Origin of the sequence: Synechococcus sp. BA-120 BA3 (genome assembly GCF_034931285.1) — a bacterium.
In the GTDB taxonomy this organism is placed as follows: domain Bacteria; phylum Cyanobacteriota; class Cyanobacteriia; order PCC-6307; family Cyanobiaceae; genus Cyanobium.
Genome location: NZ_JAYGHZ010000292.1, coordinates 1 through 11754 on the forward strand (window position 1 = coordinate 1; position 11754 = coordinate 11754).

At 70.7% G+C, this 11754-nt stretch carries 12 protein-coding genes and 1 pseudogene; 4 read left to right on the top strand and 9 right to left on the bottom strand.

The window, feature by feature from the left end; genetic code table 11:
- The coding region (locus VB737_RS11870) for a 2-oxo acid dehydrogenase subunit E2 (RefSeq protein WP_500313201.1) at positions 1-710 on the top strand (710 nt) is incomplete at its 5' end.
- A gap of 31 nt (positions 711-741) precedes the next feature.
- Positions 742-1863, top strand: a complete 1122-nt coding sequence (gene queA, locus VB737_RS11875) for a tRNA preQ1(34) S-adenosylmethionine ribosyltransferase-isomerase QueA (protein WP_500313220.1) — start codon at positions 742-744, stop codon at positions 1861-1863.
- A gap of 52 nt (positions 1864-1915) precedes the next feature.
- Here queA and VB737_RS11880 read toward each other — a convergent pair whose 3' ends face one another.
- The 3 genes from VB737_RS11880 to VB737_RS11890 all read right to left on the bottom strand — a co-directional run bounded on the left by VB737_RS11880 (position 1916) and on the right by VB737_RS11890 (position 3635).
- Positions 1916-2515, bottom strand: coding sequence for a superoxide dismutase (locus VB737_RS11880; RefSeq protein ID WP_500313203.1), 600 nt, complete (start codon positions 2513-2515; stop codon positions 1916-1918).
- Positions 2516-2584: 69 nt separating this feature from the next.
- Entirely contained in the window at positions 2585-3256 is a 672-nt protein-coding gene (locus VB737_RS11885) for an FKBP-type peptidyl-prolyl cis-trans isomerase (RefSeq protein WP_500313205.1), read from the bottom strand.
- Between the two features lie 37 nt (positions 3257-3293).
- The gene (locus VB737_RS11890; protein ID WP_500313207.1) at positions 3294-3635 is read right to left on the bottom strand and encodes a phasin family protein; all 342 of its coding nucleotides are present in this window, start codon (positions 3633-3635) and stop codon (positions 3294-3296) included.
- 68 nt (positions 3636-3703) lie between these two features.
- Between VB737_RS11890 and VB737_RS11895 the strand changes: the two genes are divergently transcribed.
- The gene (locus tag VB737_RS11895; protein ID WP_500313209.1) at positions 3704-5179 is read left to right on the top strand and encodes an apolipoprotein N-acyltransferase; all 1476 of its coding nucleotides are present in this window, start codon (positions 3704-3706) and stop codon (positions 5177-5179) included.
- Between the two features lie 23 nt (positions 5180-5202).
- Here the strand turns inward: VB737_RS11895 and VB737_RS11900 are convergent, their stop codons facing one another.
- The 6 genes from VB737_RS11900 to VB737_RS11925 all read right to left on the bottom strand — a co-directional run bounded on the left by VB737_RS11900 (position 5203) and on the right by VB737_RS11925 (position 11315).
- Positions 5203-6258: a mechanosensitive ion channel family protein gene (locus tag VB737_RS11900; RefSeq protein ID WP_500313211.1), complete on the bottom strand. Its 1056-nt coding sequence runs from the start codon at positions 6256-6258 to the stop codon at positions 5203-5205.
- Positions 6259-6314: 56 nt separating this feature from the next.
- Complete coding sequence (locus VB737_RS11905; RefSeq protein WP_500313212.1) at positions 6315-7880, bottom strand: mechanosensitive ion channel family protein; 1566 nt, start codon at positions 7878-7880, stop codon at positions 6315-6317.
- 163 nt (positions 7881-8043) lie between these two features.
- Positions 8044-8751 carry a hypothetical protein gene (locus VB737_RS11910; protein WP_500313214.1) on the bottom strand — a complete coding sequence of 236 codons (708 nt, stop codon included), beginning with the start codon at positions 8749-8751 and terminating at the stop codon, positions 8044-8046.
- A gap of 94 nt (positions 8752-8845) precedes the next feature.
- Complete coding sequence (locus VB737_RS11915; protein WP_500313216.1) at positions 8846-9856, bottom strand: helix-turn-helix transcriptional regulator; 1011 nt, start codon at positions 9854-9856, stop codon at positions 8846-8848.
- The gene (locus VB737_RS11920; protein WP_500313217.1) at positions 9853-10377 is read right to left on the bottom strand and encodes a type IV pilin-like G/H family protein; all 525 of its coding nucleotides are present in this window, start codon (positions 10375-10377) and stop codon (positions 9853-9855) included. The genes VB737_RS11915 and VB737_RS11920 overlap by 4 nt, the downstream gene beginning before the upstream one ends.
- A 77-nt stretch (positions 10378-10454) precedes the next feature.
- On the bottom strand, positions 10455-11315 hold the full coding sequence (locus VB737_RS11925) for a UbiA family prenyltransferase (RefSeq protein ID WP_500313218.1): 861 nt from the start codon (positions 11313-11315) through the stop codon (positions 10455-10457).
- A gap of 71 nt (positions 11316-11386) precedes the next feature.
- On the opposite strand from VB737_RS11925, the pseudogene VB737_RS11930 reads away from it, so the two are divergent.
- A pseudogene (locus tag VB737_RS11930) lies at positions 11387-11754 on the top strand (isochorismate synthase); the annotation flags it as partial.

The following is an 11754-nucleotide window of genomic DNA, read 5'->3' on the forward strand; positions in this document are numbered from 1 at the left end:
CCCCCGCCGCCCCCGCCGGCCAGGCCTTCGGCCGCGCCGGCGAGACGGTGGCCTTCAACACCCTGCAGCAGGCCGTCGTTCGCAACATGAACGCCAGCCTGGCGGTCCCCTGCTTCCACGTCGGCTACACGATCACCACCGACCGGCTCGACGCCTTCTACAAGCAGGTGAAGGCCAAGGGCGTCACGATGACGGCCCTGCTGGCCAAGGCCGTGGGCGTCACCCTGGCCCGCCATCCCCAGGTCAACGCCTCCGCCAGCGACGGCGGCATGGCCTACCCCTCCGCCGTCAACGTGGCCGTGGCCGTCGCCATGGATGACGGCGGCCTGATCACCCCGGTGCTGGCTGCCGCCGATCGCACCGATCTCTATTCCCTCTCCCGCAACTGGGCCGATCTGGTGGCCCGCTCCCGCTCCAAGCAGCTCAAGCCGGAGGAGTACACCACCGGCACCTTCACCCTCTCCAACCTGGGCATGTTCGGCGTCGATCGCTTCGATGCGATCCTGCCCCCGGGCACCGGAGCGATCCTGGCGGTGGCCGCCTCCCGGCCCGTGGTGGCGGCGCTCAAGGACGGCTCGATCGCCGTGCGGCGCCAGATGCAGGTGAACCTCACCGCCGATCACCGCGTCATCTACGGCACCCACGCCGCCGCCTTCCTCAAGGATCTCGCCGACCTGATCGAGAACCGGCCCGAAAGCCTGGCCCTCTGAGGCGTCTCCTCTCCGCGTGGTCACCCCCGCCGTGCCGGATCCCGCCGACCTGCGTCTGTCCAGCTACGACTTCGTCCTGCCGCAGGAGCGGATTGCCCAGCGGCCGGTGGAGCCCCGGCACGCCGCCCGGCTGCTGGTGGTGGACCCGGCGGGGGCCGGGCCTGCCCCCCATGCTCGCCACCTCAGCGCCTGGGATCTGCAGCAGGAACTCAGGCCGGGCGACCTGCTGGTGGTGAACGACACCCGGGTGCTGCGGGCCCGGCTGGAGGCGCGGCGGCCCGGCGGCGGTGCGGTGGAGCTGTTGGTGCTCGAGCCCTGGCCGGACGGGGCGGGCCAGTGGCTGTGCCTGGCGAGGCCCGCCAAGAAGCTGCGGCCCGGTGACCGCCTGGAAGTGGTGGCTGGCGGCCAGCCGCCCCTGACGGTGGCGGTGGTGGGCAGTGATCCCGCCACCGGCGGCCGCATCGTGCAGTTCCCGCCGGACTGCGCCGATGCGGCCGCCCTCGAGCCCCTGCTGGTGCAGTACGGCGCCATCCCCCTGCCGCCCTACATCCACGAACACGACGCCAGCGACAACGAGCGCTACCAGACCCGCTACGCAGCCCGTCCCGGCGCCGTGGCCGCCCCCACCGCCGGCCTGCACCTCAGCGACGAGCTGCTCTCGGCGATCAGGCAGCGGGGTGTCGGGGTGGCCACCACCACCCTGCATGTGGGCCTGGGCACGTTCCGGCCGATCGAAACGGAAGACCTGCGCGCTCTGGAGCTCCACAGCGAATGGGTGGAGGTGAGCCCGGCGCTGGTGCAGGCGGTGGCGGCCTGCCGGGCGGCCGGCGGCCGGGTGATCGCCATCGGCACCACCTCGGTGCGCAGCCTGGAGGCCGTGGCCCAGCTGCACGGCGGCGAGCTCCGCCCCCACGCCGGCCCGGTGAACCTGGTGATCCAGCCCGGCTACCGCTTCGCCGTGGTGCAGGGCCTGCTCACCAACTTCCACCTGCCGAAGAGCTCGCTGCTGCTGCTGGTGAGTGCCCTGATCGGCCGCGAGCGCCTGCTGGCCCTCTACGCCGAGGCGATCGAGCGCCAGTACCGCTTCTTCTCCTACGGCGATGCCATGTGGATCGCGCCGGAGGCGGTGCTGCCAGGGGCCAGGCCAGCCTGAAAAAAAAACCCCGGGAATCCCCGGGGGCTGGTGCCTGGAGCCGAAGCGGAGCTCAGGCGGAGGCCAGGTTCGCCGCCACGAAGTCCCAGTTGACCAGCTTGTCGAGGTAGGTGGTCATGTAGTCGGGACGGCGGTTCTGGTAGTCCAGGTAGTAGGCGTGCTCCCACACATCCATGGTGAGCAGGGCCTTCTGACCATGGGCCAGGGGCAGGTCGGCGTTGGCCGTCTTGGTGATCTTCAGGGTGCCGCCATCAAGCACCAGCCAGGCCCAGCCGCTGCCGAACTGGGTGGCACCAGCGGTCTTGAACTGCTCGCTGAAGGCCTCGAAGCTGCCGAAGTCGGCGGCGATCTTCTCGGCCAGGGCACCGGTGGGGGCGCCGCCGCCACCGGGCTTGATGCACTGCCAGTAGAAGCTGTGGTTCCAGACCTGGGCGGCGTTGTTGAACACGCCGGCCTTTGAGGCGTCGCCGGCCACCGCCAGGATCACTTCTTCGAGGCTCTTGCCCTCGAGGTCCGTCCCTTCGACCAGCTTGTTGAGGTTGGTGACGTAGGCGGCGTGGTGCTTGCCGTGGTGGAACTCCAGGGTCTGCCGGGAGATGTGGGGCTCGAGCGCGTCGAGGCCGTAGGGCAGTTCGGGCAGCTGGTGAGCCATGGGAGACGGTTGGGGTTACGCGGCATTGTAACGATCGTCACCCGAATCCCGGCTGCCCGGGGTCGGGCCTCAGCCCTTGATCTCCAGCAGCTCCACCTCGAACACCAGGGTGGCGTTGGGGGGGATGACCCCGCCGGCGCCACGCTCGCCGTAGGCCAGATCGGGGGGGATGACCAGCTTGCGCTTGCCGCCCACCTTCATGCCCGCCACGCCCTCGTCCCAGCCCCGGATCACCCGGCCGGCGCCGAGGGGGAAGCTGAACGGGCCGCGGCCGTAGCTGCTGTCGAACTCCTTGCCGTTGGTGAGGGTGCCGCGGTAGTTGACCACCACGGTCTGGCCGCTCCTGGCCTCGTCGCCCTCGCCCACGGCCAGGTCGGTGATGCGCAGGCCGCTGGGGGTGGTGCGCTCGGTGGGGGAGACCAGCTCCCCGCCCAGGGCCGCGGCCCCGCTGGAGGCCAGGTCGGCGCTGGAGGAATCGGGGGCCATGGTGAACAGGGTGGGGTTGGGGACGTCGGGGTCGAGTTCGAGCGGGGCCGCCACGGCTGTCCTCGCCGGCGGTGCGGCGTCGGGGTTGGCCTGGGGCGCGGTGGCGGGGCCGGAACGGGCCAGGGCCTGCTGGACGCCGGCCTCGGCCGGGGCCGGTGCGGCGGCCTCCACCTGGGAGGGTGCCACCAGCTGGCTGACGAAGGCCAGCATCAGACAGGCCACGCAGACCATCGAGCTGATCAGGATGTCGCGCATGCGGAAGGACCCGGATGGGGGGATTCTGCCAGTGCGATCAGTCGTTCCCTTCGCCGCCGTTCTGGCGCTGGCGCAGGGTCTGCTCGAGCCGATCGATGCGGCCGCGCAGCTCGTCCAGTTCCCGCTGCCGGGCCAGGCCCAGGTCCTGCAGGAGCTGGTCGCGGTTGCGCTCCAGCTGGCGCTCGGCCTGCTGCTCCACCTCCGGCCTCTCGCCCCGCAGGGCGCGCATGACGTCCTCCACCAGGGCGGAGGCGTGGCTGGGGTCGAGGCGGCCGCTGCTCACCCATTCCTGGCTGACGTACTTGAGCCGGTCGGCCACCAGCGAGGTGGTGCCGAGGCCGCGAAGCAGCAGCATCTGCAGCAGATTGCCCTGGTCCATGAAAGAGGCTTCCTTGGGGAAACGGCGTCACTCTTCCCCGACCTTGGCGCCTCCCGCGCCCGCCGGCCATGGGCAATGACCGGCGTGCCGGCTGGGTGGCCGCCGCCGCCGCTGGACTGCTGGCGGGGGTGGCCCTGCCGCCGCTGGGCTGGCCCTGGCTGCTCTGGCCCACCGTGGCCGTGCTCTGGGGGCTGGTGGCGCCGACGGCCGGGTCAGGATGGGGCGCCGCCAGGTCCGGTGGCTGGTGGGGCCTGACCGCGGTGCTGGTGAGCCACCGCTGGCTGCTCTGGCTCCATCCCCTCGACTGGATAGGAGTGCCGGGTCCCCTGAGCCTGCCGATCTGTCTGGCCCTGTGGCTGGCCTGTGGCCTGGCGGGCGGAGCCCTGGTGGGGACGTGGGGCTGGCTGGTGTGGCGCCTGGATGGCCATCGCCCCAGTACCGCCGTGCTCATGGCGGCGTTGTGGGGGATCGCCGAGGTGACGCTGTCGCGGGGCCCCCTGTTCTGGATGGGGCTGGGTGTTTCCGCTCTGCCCGGTGACCGGGCCCTGGCCGGTCTGGCCACGATCGGGGGGGCGGGGATGCTGGCCGCGGTGCAGCTCCTGATCGGTTGGGGGCTGTGGCGCAGCCTCACGGCATCCGCCCGACGAGGGCGCGCCCTCGGGGTCACCCTGGCCCTGGTGCTGGCCGCCCATCTGTTCGGGATGGCACGGCTGGCCGACGGCCCCGGCGCGGACGGGTCGATGGAGCGCTGGCTGGTGCTGCAGCCGGCCATACCCACCCGCCAGAAGTTCCTGCCCGAACAACGGCAGCGGCTGCTGCGCCAGCTGGCCGCTGCCCAGGAACAGGCCCGGCTCGCCGTTGATACGCCGGCGGCGATCACGGGGCTGCTGCTGCCTGAGGGGGCGCTGGCCCTCGGCCAGCCCCTGCCCCAGCCGGCGACCGTGGAGGTGCTCAGTGGTGGCTTCCGCGTCGAGGGCCTCGAGCAGCGCAGCAGCGTCCTGCGGTTCGCCCCGGATGAGCAGAGGCCCAGCAGCTGGATCGACAAGCACCGGGTGGTGCCGCTCGGGGAGTGGGTGCCGCTGGCCGGGCTGTGGCGCTGGAGCGGACTGTCGGCGGTCGGGGGGATCGAGCCCGGTGCGGCCTCCCGGCTGCTGGAGCGGCCGGGCGGGCCGGTGGGGGTGGCCATCTGCTACGAGATCTCCGATGGCGTCGCCCTGGCCGCCGCCAGTCGGGAGGGGGCCAGCTGGCTGCTGGCGACGGCCAATCTGGATCCCTACCCGTTGCAGCTGCAGGGGCAGTTCCGGGCGCTGGCCCAGCTGCGGGCGATCGAGACCGGCCGCTGGCTGATCAGTGCGGCGAATACGGGCCCCAGCCTGGTGGTGGATGCCCGCGGACGGCTGGTGCGGCAGTTGCCGCCGGGAGGTTCGAGCGCTGCCGTTCTCCCGGTGCGGCAGCGCTCGGTCCTCACCCCCTACGACCGCTGGGGGGAGGCACCGCTGCTGGGGATCGCGGCCTTGGCCGGCCTCCGGCGCTGGCAGGCCTGAGGGCCTCCGGCCTGCGGCCGAATTCAGGCAGCCTGGGCGCTGGCGCGCTCCAGGTAGAGGGTCTGGGTGGGATAGGCGAAGGCGATGGCCTGCTCCTCGAAACGCTGCAGGATGCCGAGGTTGATCTTCTGCTGCAGGTCGAGATACAGCTCCATGTCGCCATCGGGGACGAAGAACACGAACTCGAACTCCAGGGCGCTGTCGGCGAAGCCGGTGAAGTGGCAGCGGTCGAATTCGGCGGGAGGGTGCTCGGCGATGACCCCGGCCACGAGCTCGGGGATGGCGGCCACCTGCTCCACCGGCGTCTGGTAGACCACGCCGATGGTGTGGGCCACCCGCCGCCGCGGCAGGTCTCCGAAGTTGCGGATGGTCTGAACCAGCAGCTCCTCGTTGCTGATCACGATCCGCTCACCGCTCAGGCTGCGGATGATCGAGGAGCGCAGCCCCACCCGTTCCACCGGCCCGAGCACGTCGCCGAACACGATGAAGTCCCCGATGCGGAAGGGCTCGTCCAGCAGGATCGTGATGTAGTTGATGAAGTTGGTGAACGGACCCCGCAGGGCCAGGCCGAGGCCGATGCCGGCGCCGGCCAGGGAGGCATAGACGGCACCCAGTTCCACCCCCTGGTTTTGGAGAAACACCAGGGCGCCGATGATCCAGATGATCGTGCGGATCATCGGGGCCAGCCCATCGAGGGTGGACAGCTGTTCATGGCGGCCCAGCCGATGCATCGTCCGGTTGAGCAGCAGCAGAAGCGTTCTGTTGACGAGCCGCACCACCAGCAGGACCGCCACCAGAAAAACGGCAGCGCTCACGAATCGGTGCGGTCCCTGCTCGAACGACAGGCCGTCCCAGCCCCTGACGACGGTCTGCCAGCCCCAGAAGAACATGGCCAGATAGCCGAGGGGGGCGACGGTGCCGAGCACCAGCCGCAGCAGGGTGTCGTCGGTGCTGCTGGCGGTGCGGCGGGTGATCCGCGACAGGATGCGCCCCAGCAGCGACGTGGCCAGCCAGACGGCGGCCGATCCCGCCAGGAACTGGGTCGTGGCCGTGAGGAACGTGACGCCGAGGCTCGTCATGGGTTCTTGGTCGGCTCCTGACACCTTTGCACATGTGGTCGGCGCACCGACGCGCCTCAGGCGTCCTCGTCCTGTGGTGGTGGGGACAGGCGCGCGATCAGGGCGTCGGTGATCTCGGCGGGAAGGGCCACCTCGATCCGCTCGTTGCGCAGGTGCAGATCCCGCTGCGGGAAAGGGATCGTCAGGTCGTGACGGCGCAGCATCGCTTCGATACGGAAGTTGAGTTCACTGCGGATCTCGTACTGACGCCGGGGCTGGCTGATCCAGACCAGCAGCAGAAAGTCCATGGAACTGTCTCCAAAGCCGTTCAAGAACACCCATGGAGGCGGTGCCGCGAGGATGTCGGGGAAGCCCTCGCAGGCCTCCAGCAGGGCCTTGCGCACCAGCTGGCAATCGGAGCCGTAGGCCACGCCCACAGGAATCCTCAGGCGCGAGATCGGGCTGCCGTGACTCCAGTTGACAACACGGGATTCGAGAAACTCCGCATTGGGGACGATGATCGAAATGCGGTCGAGGGTGACCACCTCGGTGCTGCGCAGATTGACGCGGGTCACGGTGCCCTGCAGGTCGCCCACTTCGACGAAATCGTTCACCTGAATGGGCCGCTCGAACATGATGATCAGGCCGCTGATCAGGTTCTTGGCGATACCCTGCAGGCCGAGGCCCACCCCCACCCCCAGGACGCTGGCGAACAGGGCGAGGGAGGTGAGATTGAGGCCCCACAGCTGCAGCAGCACGAGGGTGCCGAGGAACAGCAGGCCGTACTGAAGGATGAAGGCGATCGCTTCCTGGGAACCCGGCTCGATGCCCGTGCGCTGGAGCACCCGGGTGCGCAGCAGCCCCGTCAGGAACGCCACTCCGCGCACCAGCACCAGGAAGAGCGCCACCAGGATGACGGCGTCCAGCACCGAATAGCTGCGTCCCCCCAGGGGCAGGAAAGGGGATCCCAGGCTTTCGGTGACCGCGTCGAACAGGCGGCCGATCAGCAACCGGGTGGCGGGAAAAAAGCCGGCGATCACCCGGACCGCCGCCACCCAGAGCCCGAACTGCAGCACCACCAGCACCCCATGCAGGAGCCAGTCCATGCCCCGCAGCGGCCTGACGGTGCCGGACTCGCTGGCCAGCGGCTGGGTGAAGGCCGAAGGCAGGAACCGGTGCCACAGCAGTCGCAGCAGCCGCTGCAAAAGAAACGCCAGCCCCAGGATTCCGACAGACACGGGAATCATCCGGGCCACGTAGGCGGGCTGACGCTGGGCCCGTCCCCGGGCGATGGCCGACGCGATGGTCCGGCGCCACAGTTCGGCCTGTTGCCCGACGGCCATGCTCTCGGGAGTGTCCCGGCGGGTGACCGTGAGGATCACCTCGCCATCGAGGGTGATCACGGGCAGGTTGTTCAGCTCCCGGACGCCGATCTTTCCCGGCTGCGTCGACGCCACCACGTCCTGCAGCAGCCGGTTGGCCCGCTCCACCCGCTGCCTGGCCGAGTAGTCCTTCGAGGCGGTGACCTCGAACAGCCGGTGGCCATCCAGCTCCACTGTCGCCGGAATCTCCGGCCTGGCCTGGGCCCTGGCGCCATGGAGCGGAGCCACCACCAGCAGGATCGTGAGGGCTGCCAGAACCACCAGGCGGCCCCGGGAGCGAACGCCGAGGCCGACCCGTGGCCATCGGCGTGTTGACAGGATGGGCTGGATGGGCATGGGGACAGGGGGTTGCGACCAGCTTGACGCTGATCCGTGCTCCCGTCCGGCAGAAGACTCGCCAGCCCAGCGGGGAAGCGGCTCGCCGTCAGGTGAGGGCGGCGTGGGAGCTCTGGCCGGCAGTGCGGGGAACCAGGATCTTGCGCAGGCCCAGACGACCGGTTCCATCGGCGTACTCTCCCCAGGGCTCCAGGACGGCCTCGTTCCGCTCCATGCCCGTGTCGAGGCCATCCTCCCCGCCGTCCTGGGGGTCGAGCAGGTCGATCACGGCCTGACGCACCCCCGAGAGGCGCCGCTCCAGCCTCTGCCGCGCCCGCTGTTCCTGCTCCAGGTCCTGCAGGAGGGCCCGGCGCTCGCGCTCCGCGGCTTCCTGGCGCTCGGTCTCCCTGGCAGCAGCGGCCTCAACGGCCTCCTGAAGGCGAAGCTCCCACGCCTCTTCGCGCCGGCGGTCCCGCTCCCGTTCGGCCTCCTCCAGGGCCGCCTGCTCCTGCTCGGCGATGGCCAGCTGCTGCCGGATGGCCTCGTGGAAGCGCTCCACCTCCGCCTCGGCCTGGCGCCGGCCCTCCAGGGCCTCGGCCAGCTCGGCCGCGAGCCGTTGCCGTTCCAGCCGGGCTTCCTCCCGCTCGGCCGCCACCTCATGGGCCCGGGTGGCGGCGGCGGACTCCAGGTGGCGGCGGAAGCGGCGCTCCTGCTCCAGTTCCTCCCGCAGGGCGTCGACTTCGCTGGTGGTGGCGGCGATCAGGCTCTGGGCCTGGGCGGTGAGGGCCTCGACCGCCTGGGTGAAGGAGCTGGACATCGGCGTGCGCAGGGGAAGGAGCGGTCTTTGCTCTAAGTCTGCGGGGGGAGACCTGTCGGTAGCGAAGCGCTCCACCACCGGTGGGGTGCCCGCCTTAACCGCCGTCCAGGCGCGAACGGCGCAGCAGCAGCGAGGGGGTGATGCCGTAGCGCTCCCGAAAGCTGGCGGCGAAGGCTGACAGCTGGACGAAGCCGTGGCGGCGGGCAATGGCGGCCACGGTCTCGTCGGGCTGGGCCCGCAGCAGATCGGCGCGCACCGCGCTCAGCCGCTGGCGCTTCACCCACTGCATGGGGCTGCAGCCGAACCGCCGCTGGAACAGGTACTGCAGGTTCCGCTGGGAGTAGGCGCTGCGCCGACTGAGCTCCGTGGGGGTGATCGGGGTGTGCAGATGGGCCTGGATCCACTCCAGCAGGTCGTCGAAGGGGCGATTCCAGCGGTGGTCGGGGACGCTGCGATCGTTCCCCTTCAGCGCCCCCGGGCAGACGATGGCGGCCACCAGCCGGAACAGCAGATCTTCCAGCTGGCAGGTCCTGATTCCACCCACCGACCGCAGCAGCGGAGCCTCCAGCATTTGCAGAGCCAGGTGGAGATGGTTCAGCAGGTCGGCCTGTTCAGGTGAAGCGCTGCCGTCCACCCGCAGGGTGCGCTCGAAGGCCGGCGCCCTGCCACCGGTGCCCTCGCAGAAGCCGCCCATGGCGGCGGCCGTTTCGGCCAGCCGGCGGCGATCGAGGCAGACCATCACCTCCTCGAAGGTGCCGGTGCTGGCTGTGAAGGCGGCGCCGGGCAGGTAGGCCGCCATCGGGCCGGCCTCGAGCTTCAGCCGCTGGCCGTCGCTGGTCACCTCGCCAACGCCGGACAGCGGCAGGGTGAGGGTGGCGACCGGGGAATCGTCGAAACCGATCTCCAGGGGGTAGTGGCGGCTGCAGGACACCGCGATCTGCCCCACGTGGAGGATGCCGCTGCGGTGGAAGAAGCCGCCGCTGCGTTGACTCTCCAGAAAGGCGTTGAGGGGGAAGTCCCGCGCCACCCGATCGAGCAGGGCGGCGGGGTCGTTGACCTCCACCGCCCGTGACTCCAGAAGCGTGAGCGGGGCCGTGGCCGTCATTCGTTGACGATCGAGGCCGTGACCTCCACCGAAGCATCGCCGCACTGCACGATCCGGCCGGTGGGATTGGCCACCAGGCTGCCGAGCACGAGCTGGGGGTCCGCGGGACGGATCTGGCCCGGCTGGATGTTCATGCAGATGATGGTGGTGATCCGGGGATTCTGGGTGGGCGTTAGGAAGGCCGCCCCCACATAGGCATTCAGCTGGCCCGTCTTGGGCGACTGGGCCGGAATCACATAGCTGTAGGCCGCTTCGGTCGTGGTGCGAACGGCGTAGTTGAAGGACGCCGGCAGGGTGATGCCGAAATCCTGTTGGATGTTCGAGACCGTGGCCCGGAAGGCACCGTTCTTCTGGAAGTAGGTGCGCTGCGCCTCCATCATCCGGGCCACGGCGTTGAGCGCCGCCGTCTGATCAGGGCTCGCCTGCGGCTGCGCCCCTGCCCCGGGACAGGCCGCCGCGATGCCGACCGCCAGGCAGGCCAGCAGCGTCGGACGGGCGTGGCGGAACAGGGGGAAGGTCATGGGTGGGGTGCGGAACCAGGGCCGGGGCGTGAACGCAGGCAGGGGCCTGATCTTGGGACGGATCAGCGTGCCACGTTTCACGCCTTTTCTGACCGGATTCGCGTCGCATTTCTGCGCCGCTGCGACAGTCTTGCCGTCCTGCGTTCATGGGCCGCCGCAGACCGTGCCAACGAGTGTGTCGAAGTTGATCGATGCAACCCTGAATCGCTCATTGACGCCCCCAAAATGCGGGCCGTGAGCCATCCGCAGGGCCCAGCGAATCCGTGCTTGTTCGAATCCTTGCTCGTGCATCGTCCTGAGGCCTGGAGCTTTCCGGTGCTGGCCGCCCTGCTGATCCTGGCTCTGGGGATGGGGGTGGTGCTGCTGTGGCCCGCCCCCGCCCCGGCGGGGGCCAGGGCCAGCAGGGCCGCAGCCGTGGCGCAGGGGCCGAAGGCCAGCCAGCAGAGGGGTTCCCCCAGGCCCCGGTAGCCGAGGCGGAACGGTGGCCCCTGGTAGAGGTAACCCAGTCCGCAGCAGAGCAGCACCAGCAGCAGCACCACGGGGCTGCTGCGCAGGGCCACCAGGGCCATCAGGGCCAGCCCCACCACCAGGCAGCCGTTGGCGAGGGCCAGCACCCGGTCCCGCCGGCCGGTGAGGTTGACCACCGAATGGGGCTTGCCGTGGGTGTCGACGCCGGTGTCGGCGTCGAAGACATCGTTGGCGAGGTTCTCCCAGGCCAGCAGCAGCACGGCCGCCAGCAGGAACAGCAGCAGCTGCTCAGGCCGCAGGCCCAGACCCTGCCCCAGCCGCCAGCCCGCCGCCAGCAGCACCGGCATCACCGCCACGGCGTACATGGGCCACTTCACCGCCGCCCGCCAGAGGCGGCCGCGGGAAGAGGCCCCAGAGGCGGCGCCACCCCCCGCGGCGTAACGGCTTGCGACGACCTGTGGCTCAGACATGGGGGCCGCGGGCGTTGGGCGGGGAAAGGCCCATACATTTGAGCAGCCTTCCGCCCCGGTCCCGCGGCCCCTTGGTGCAGGCCCCTGCCAGCTTCTCCGCGCTGCTCTCGGCAGCCACCGCCGCCAGCCGGCGCCTGGAGGAGGAGGGAGTGCTCAGCCTGGCCCTGCCGCTGGCCGCCCTCGACCCCCTGGCGGCCCTGACCCACCTTGGCAGCAGCGGCGACTTCCGCTTCCTCTGGGACGGCGCCCCGGGGCTCAGCATCGCCGCCGCCGGCCTCTGCAACAGCCTGGAGCTGAGCGGTCCGCGGCGCTTCGAGCTGGCCCAGCGCTTCAGCAGCCTCAGCCTCAGCCGCCTGGCCACCGAACCGGCCCCCTGCCCGGCCCTGGCCCGGCCCCGGGTGCTGCTCGCCTTCGCCTTCTTCGAGAGCCCCCTGCACCC

Excerpts from the sequence above, each read along its gene's own strand:
- VB737_RS11880 (WP_500313203.1), bottom strand. The coding sequence starts at position 2,515 with ATGGCTCACCAGCTGCCCGAACTGCCCTACGGCCTCGACGCGCTCGAG.
- VB737_RS11885 (WP_500313205.1), bottom strand. The coding sequence starts at position 3,256 with ATGCGCGACATCCTGATCAGCTCGATGGTCTGCGTGGCCTGTCTGATG.
- VB737_RS11890 (WP_500313207.1), bottom strand. The coding sequence starts at position 3,635 with ATGGACCAGGGCAATCTGCTGCAGATGCTGCTGCTTCGCGGCCTCGGC.
- VB737_RS11895 (WP_500313209.1), top strand. The coding sequence starts at position 3,704 with ATGGGCAATGACCGGCGTGCCGGCTGGGTGGCCGCCGCCGCCGCTGGA.
- VB737_RS11900 (WP_500313211.1), bottom strand. The coding sequence starts at position 6,258 with ATGACGAGCCTCGGCGTCACGTTCCTCACGGCCACGACCCAGTTCCTG.
- VB737_RS11910 (WP_500313214.1), bottom strand. The coding sequence starts at position 8,751 with ATGTCCAGCTCCTTCACCCAGGCGGTCGAGGCCCTCACCGCCCAGGCC.
- VB737_RS11915 (WP_500313216.1), bottom strand. The coding sequence starts at position 9,856 with ATGACGGCCACGGCCCCGCTCACGCTTCTGGAGTCACGGGCGGTGGAG.
- VB737_RS11920 (WP_500313217.1), bottom strand. The coding sequence starts at position 10,377 with ATGACCTTCCCCCTGTTCCGCCACGCCCGTCCGACGCTGCTGGCCTGC.
- VB737_RS11925 (WP_500313218.1), bottom strand. The coding sequence starts at position 11,315 with ATGTCTGAGCCACAGGTCGTCGCAAGCCGTTACGCCGCGGGGGGTGGC.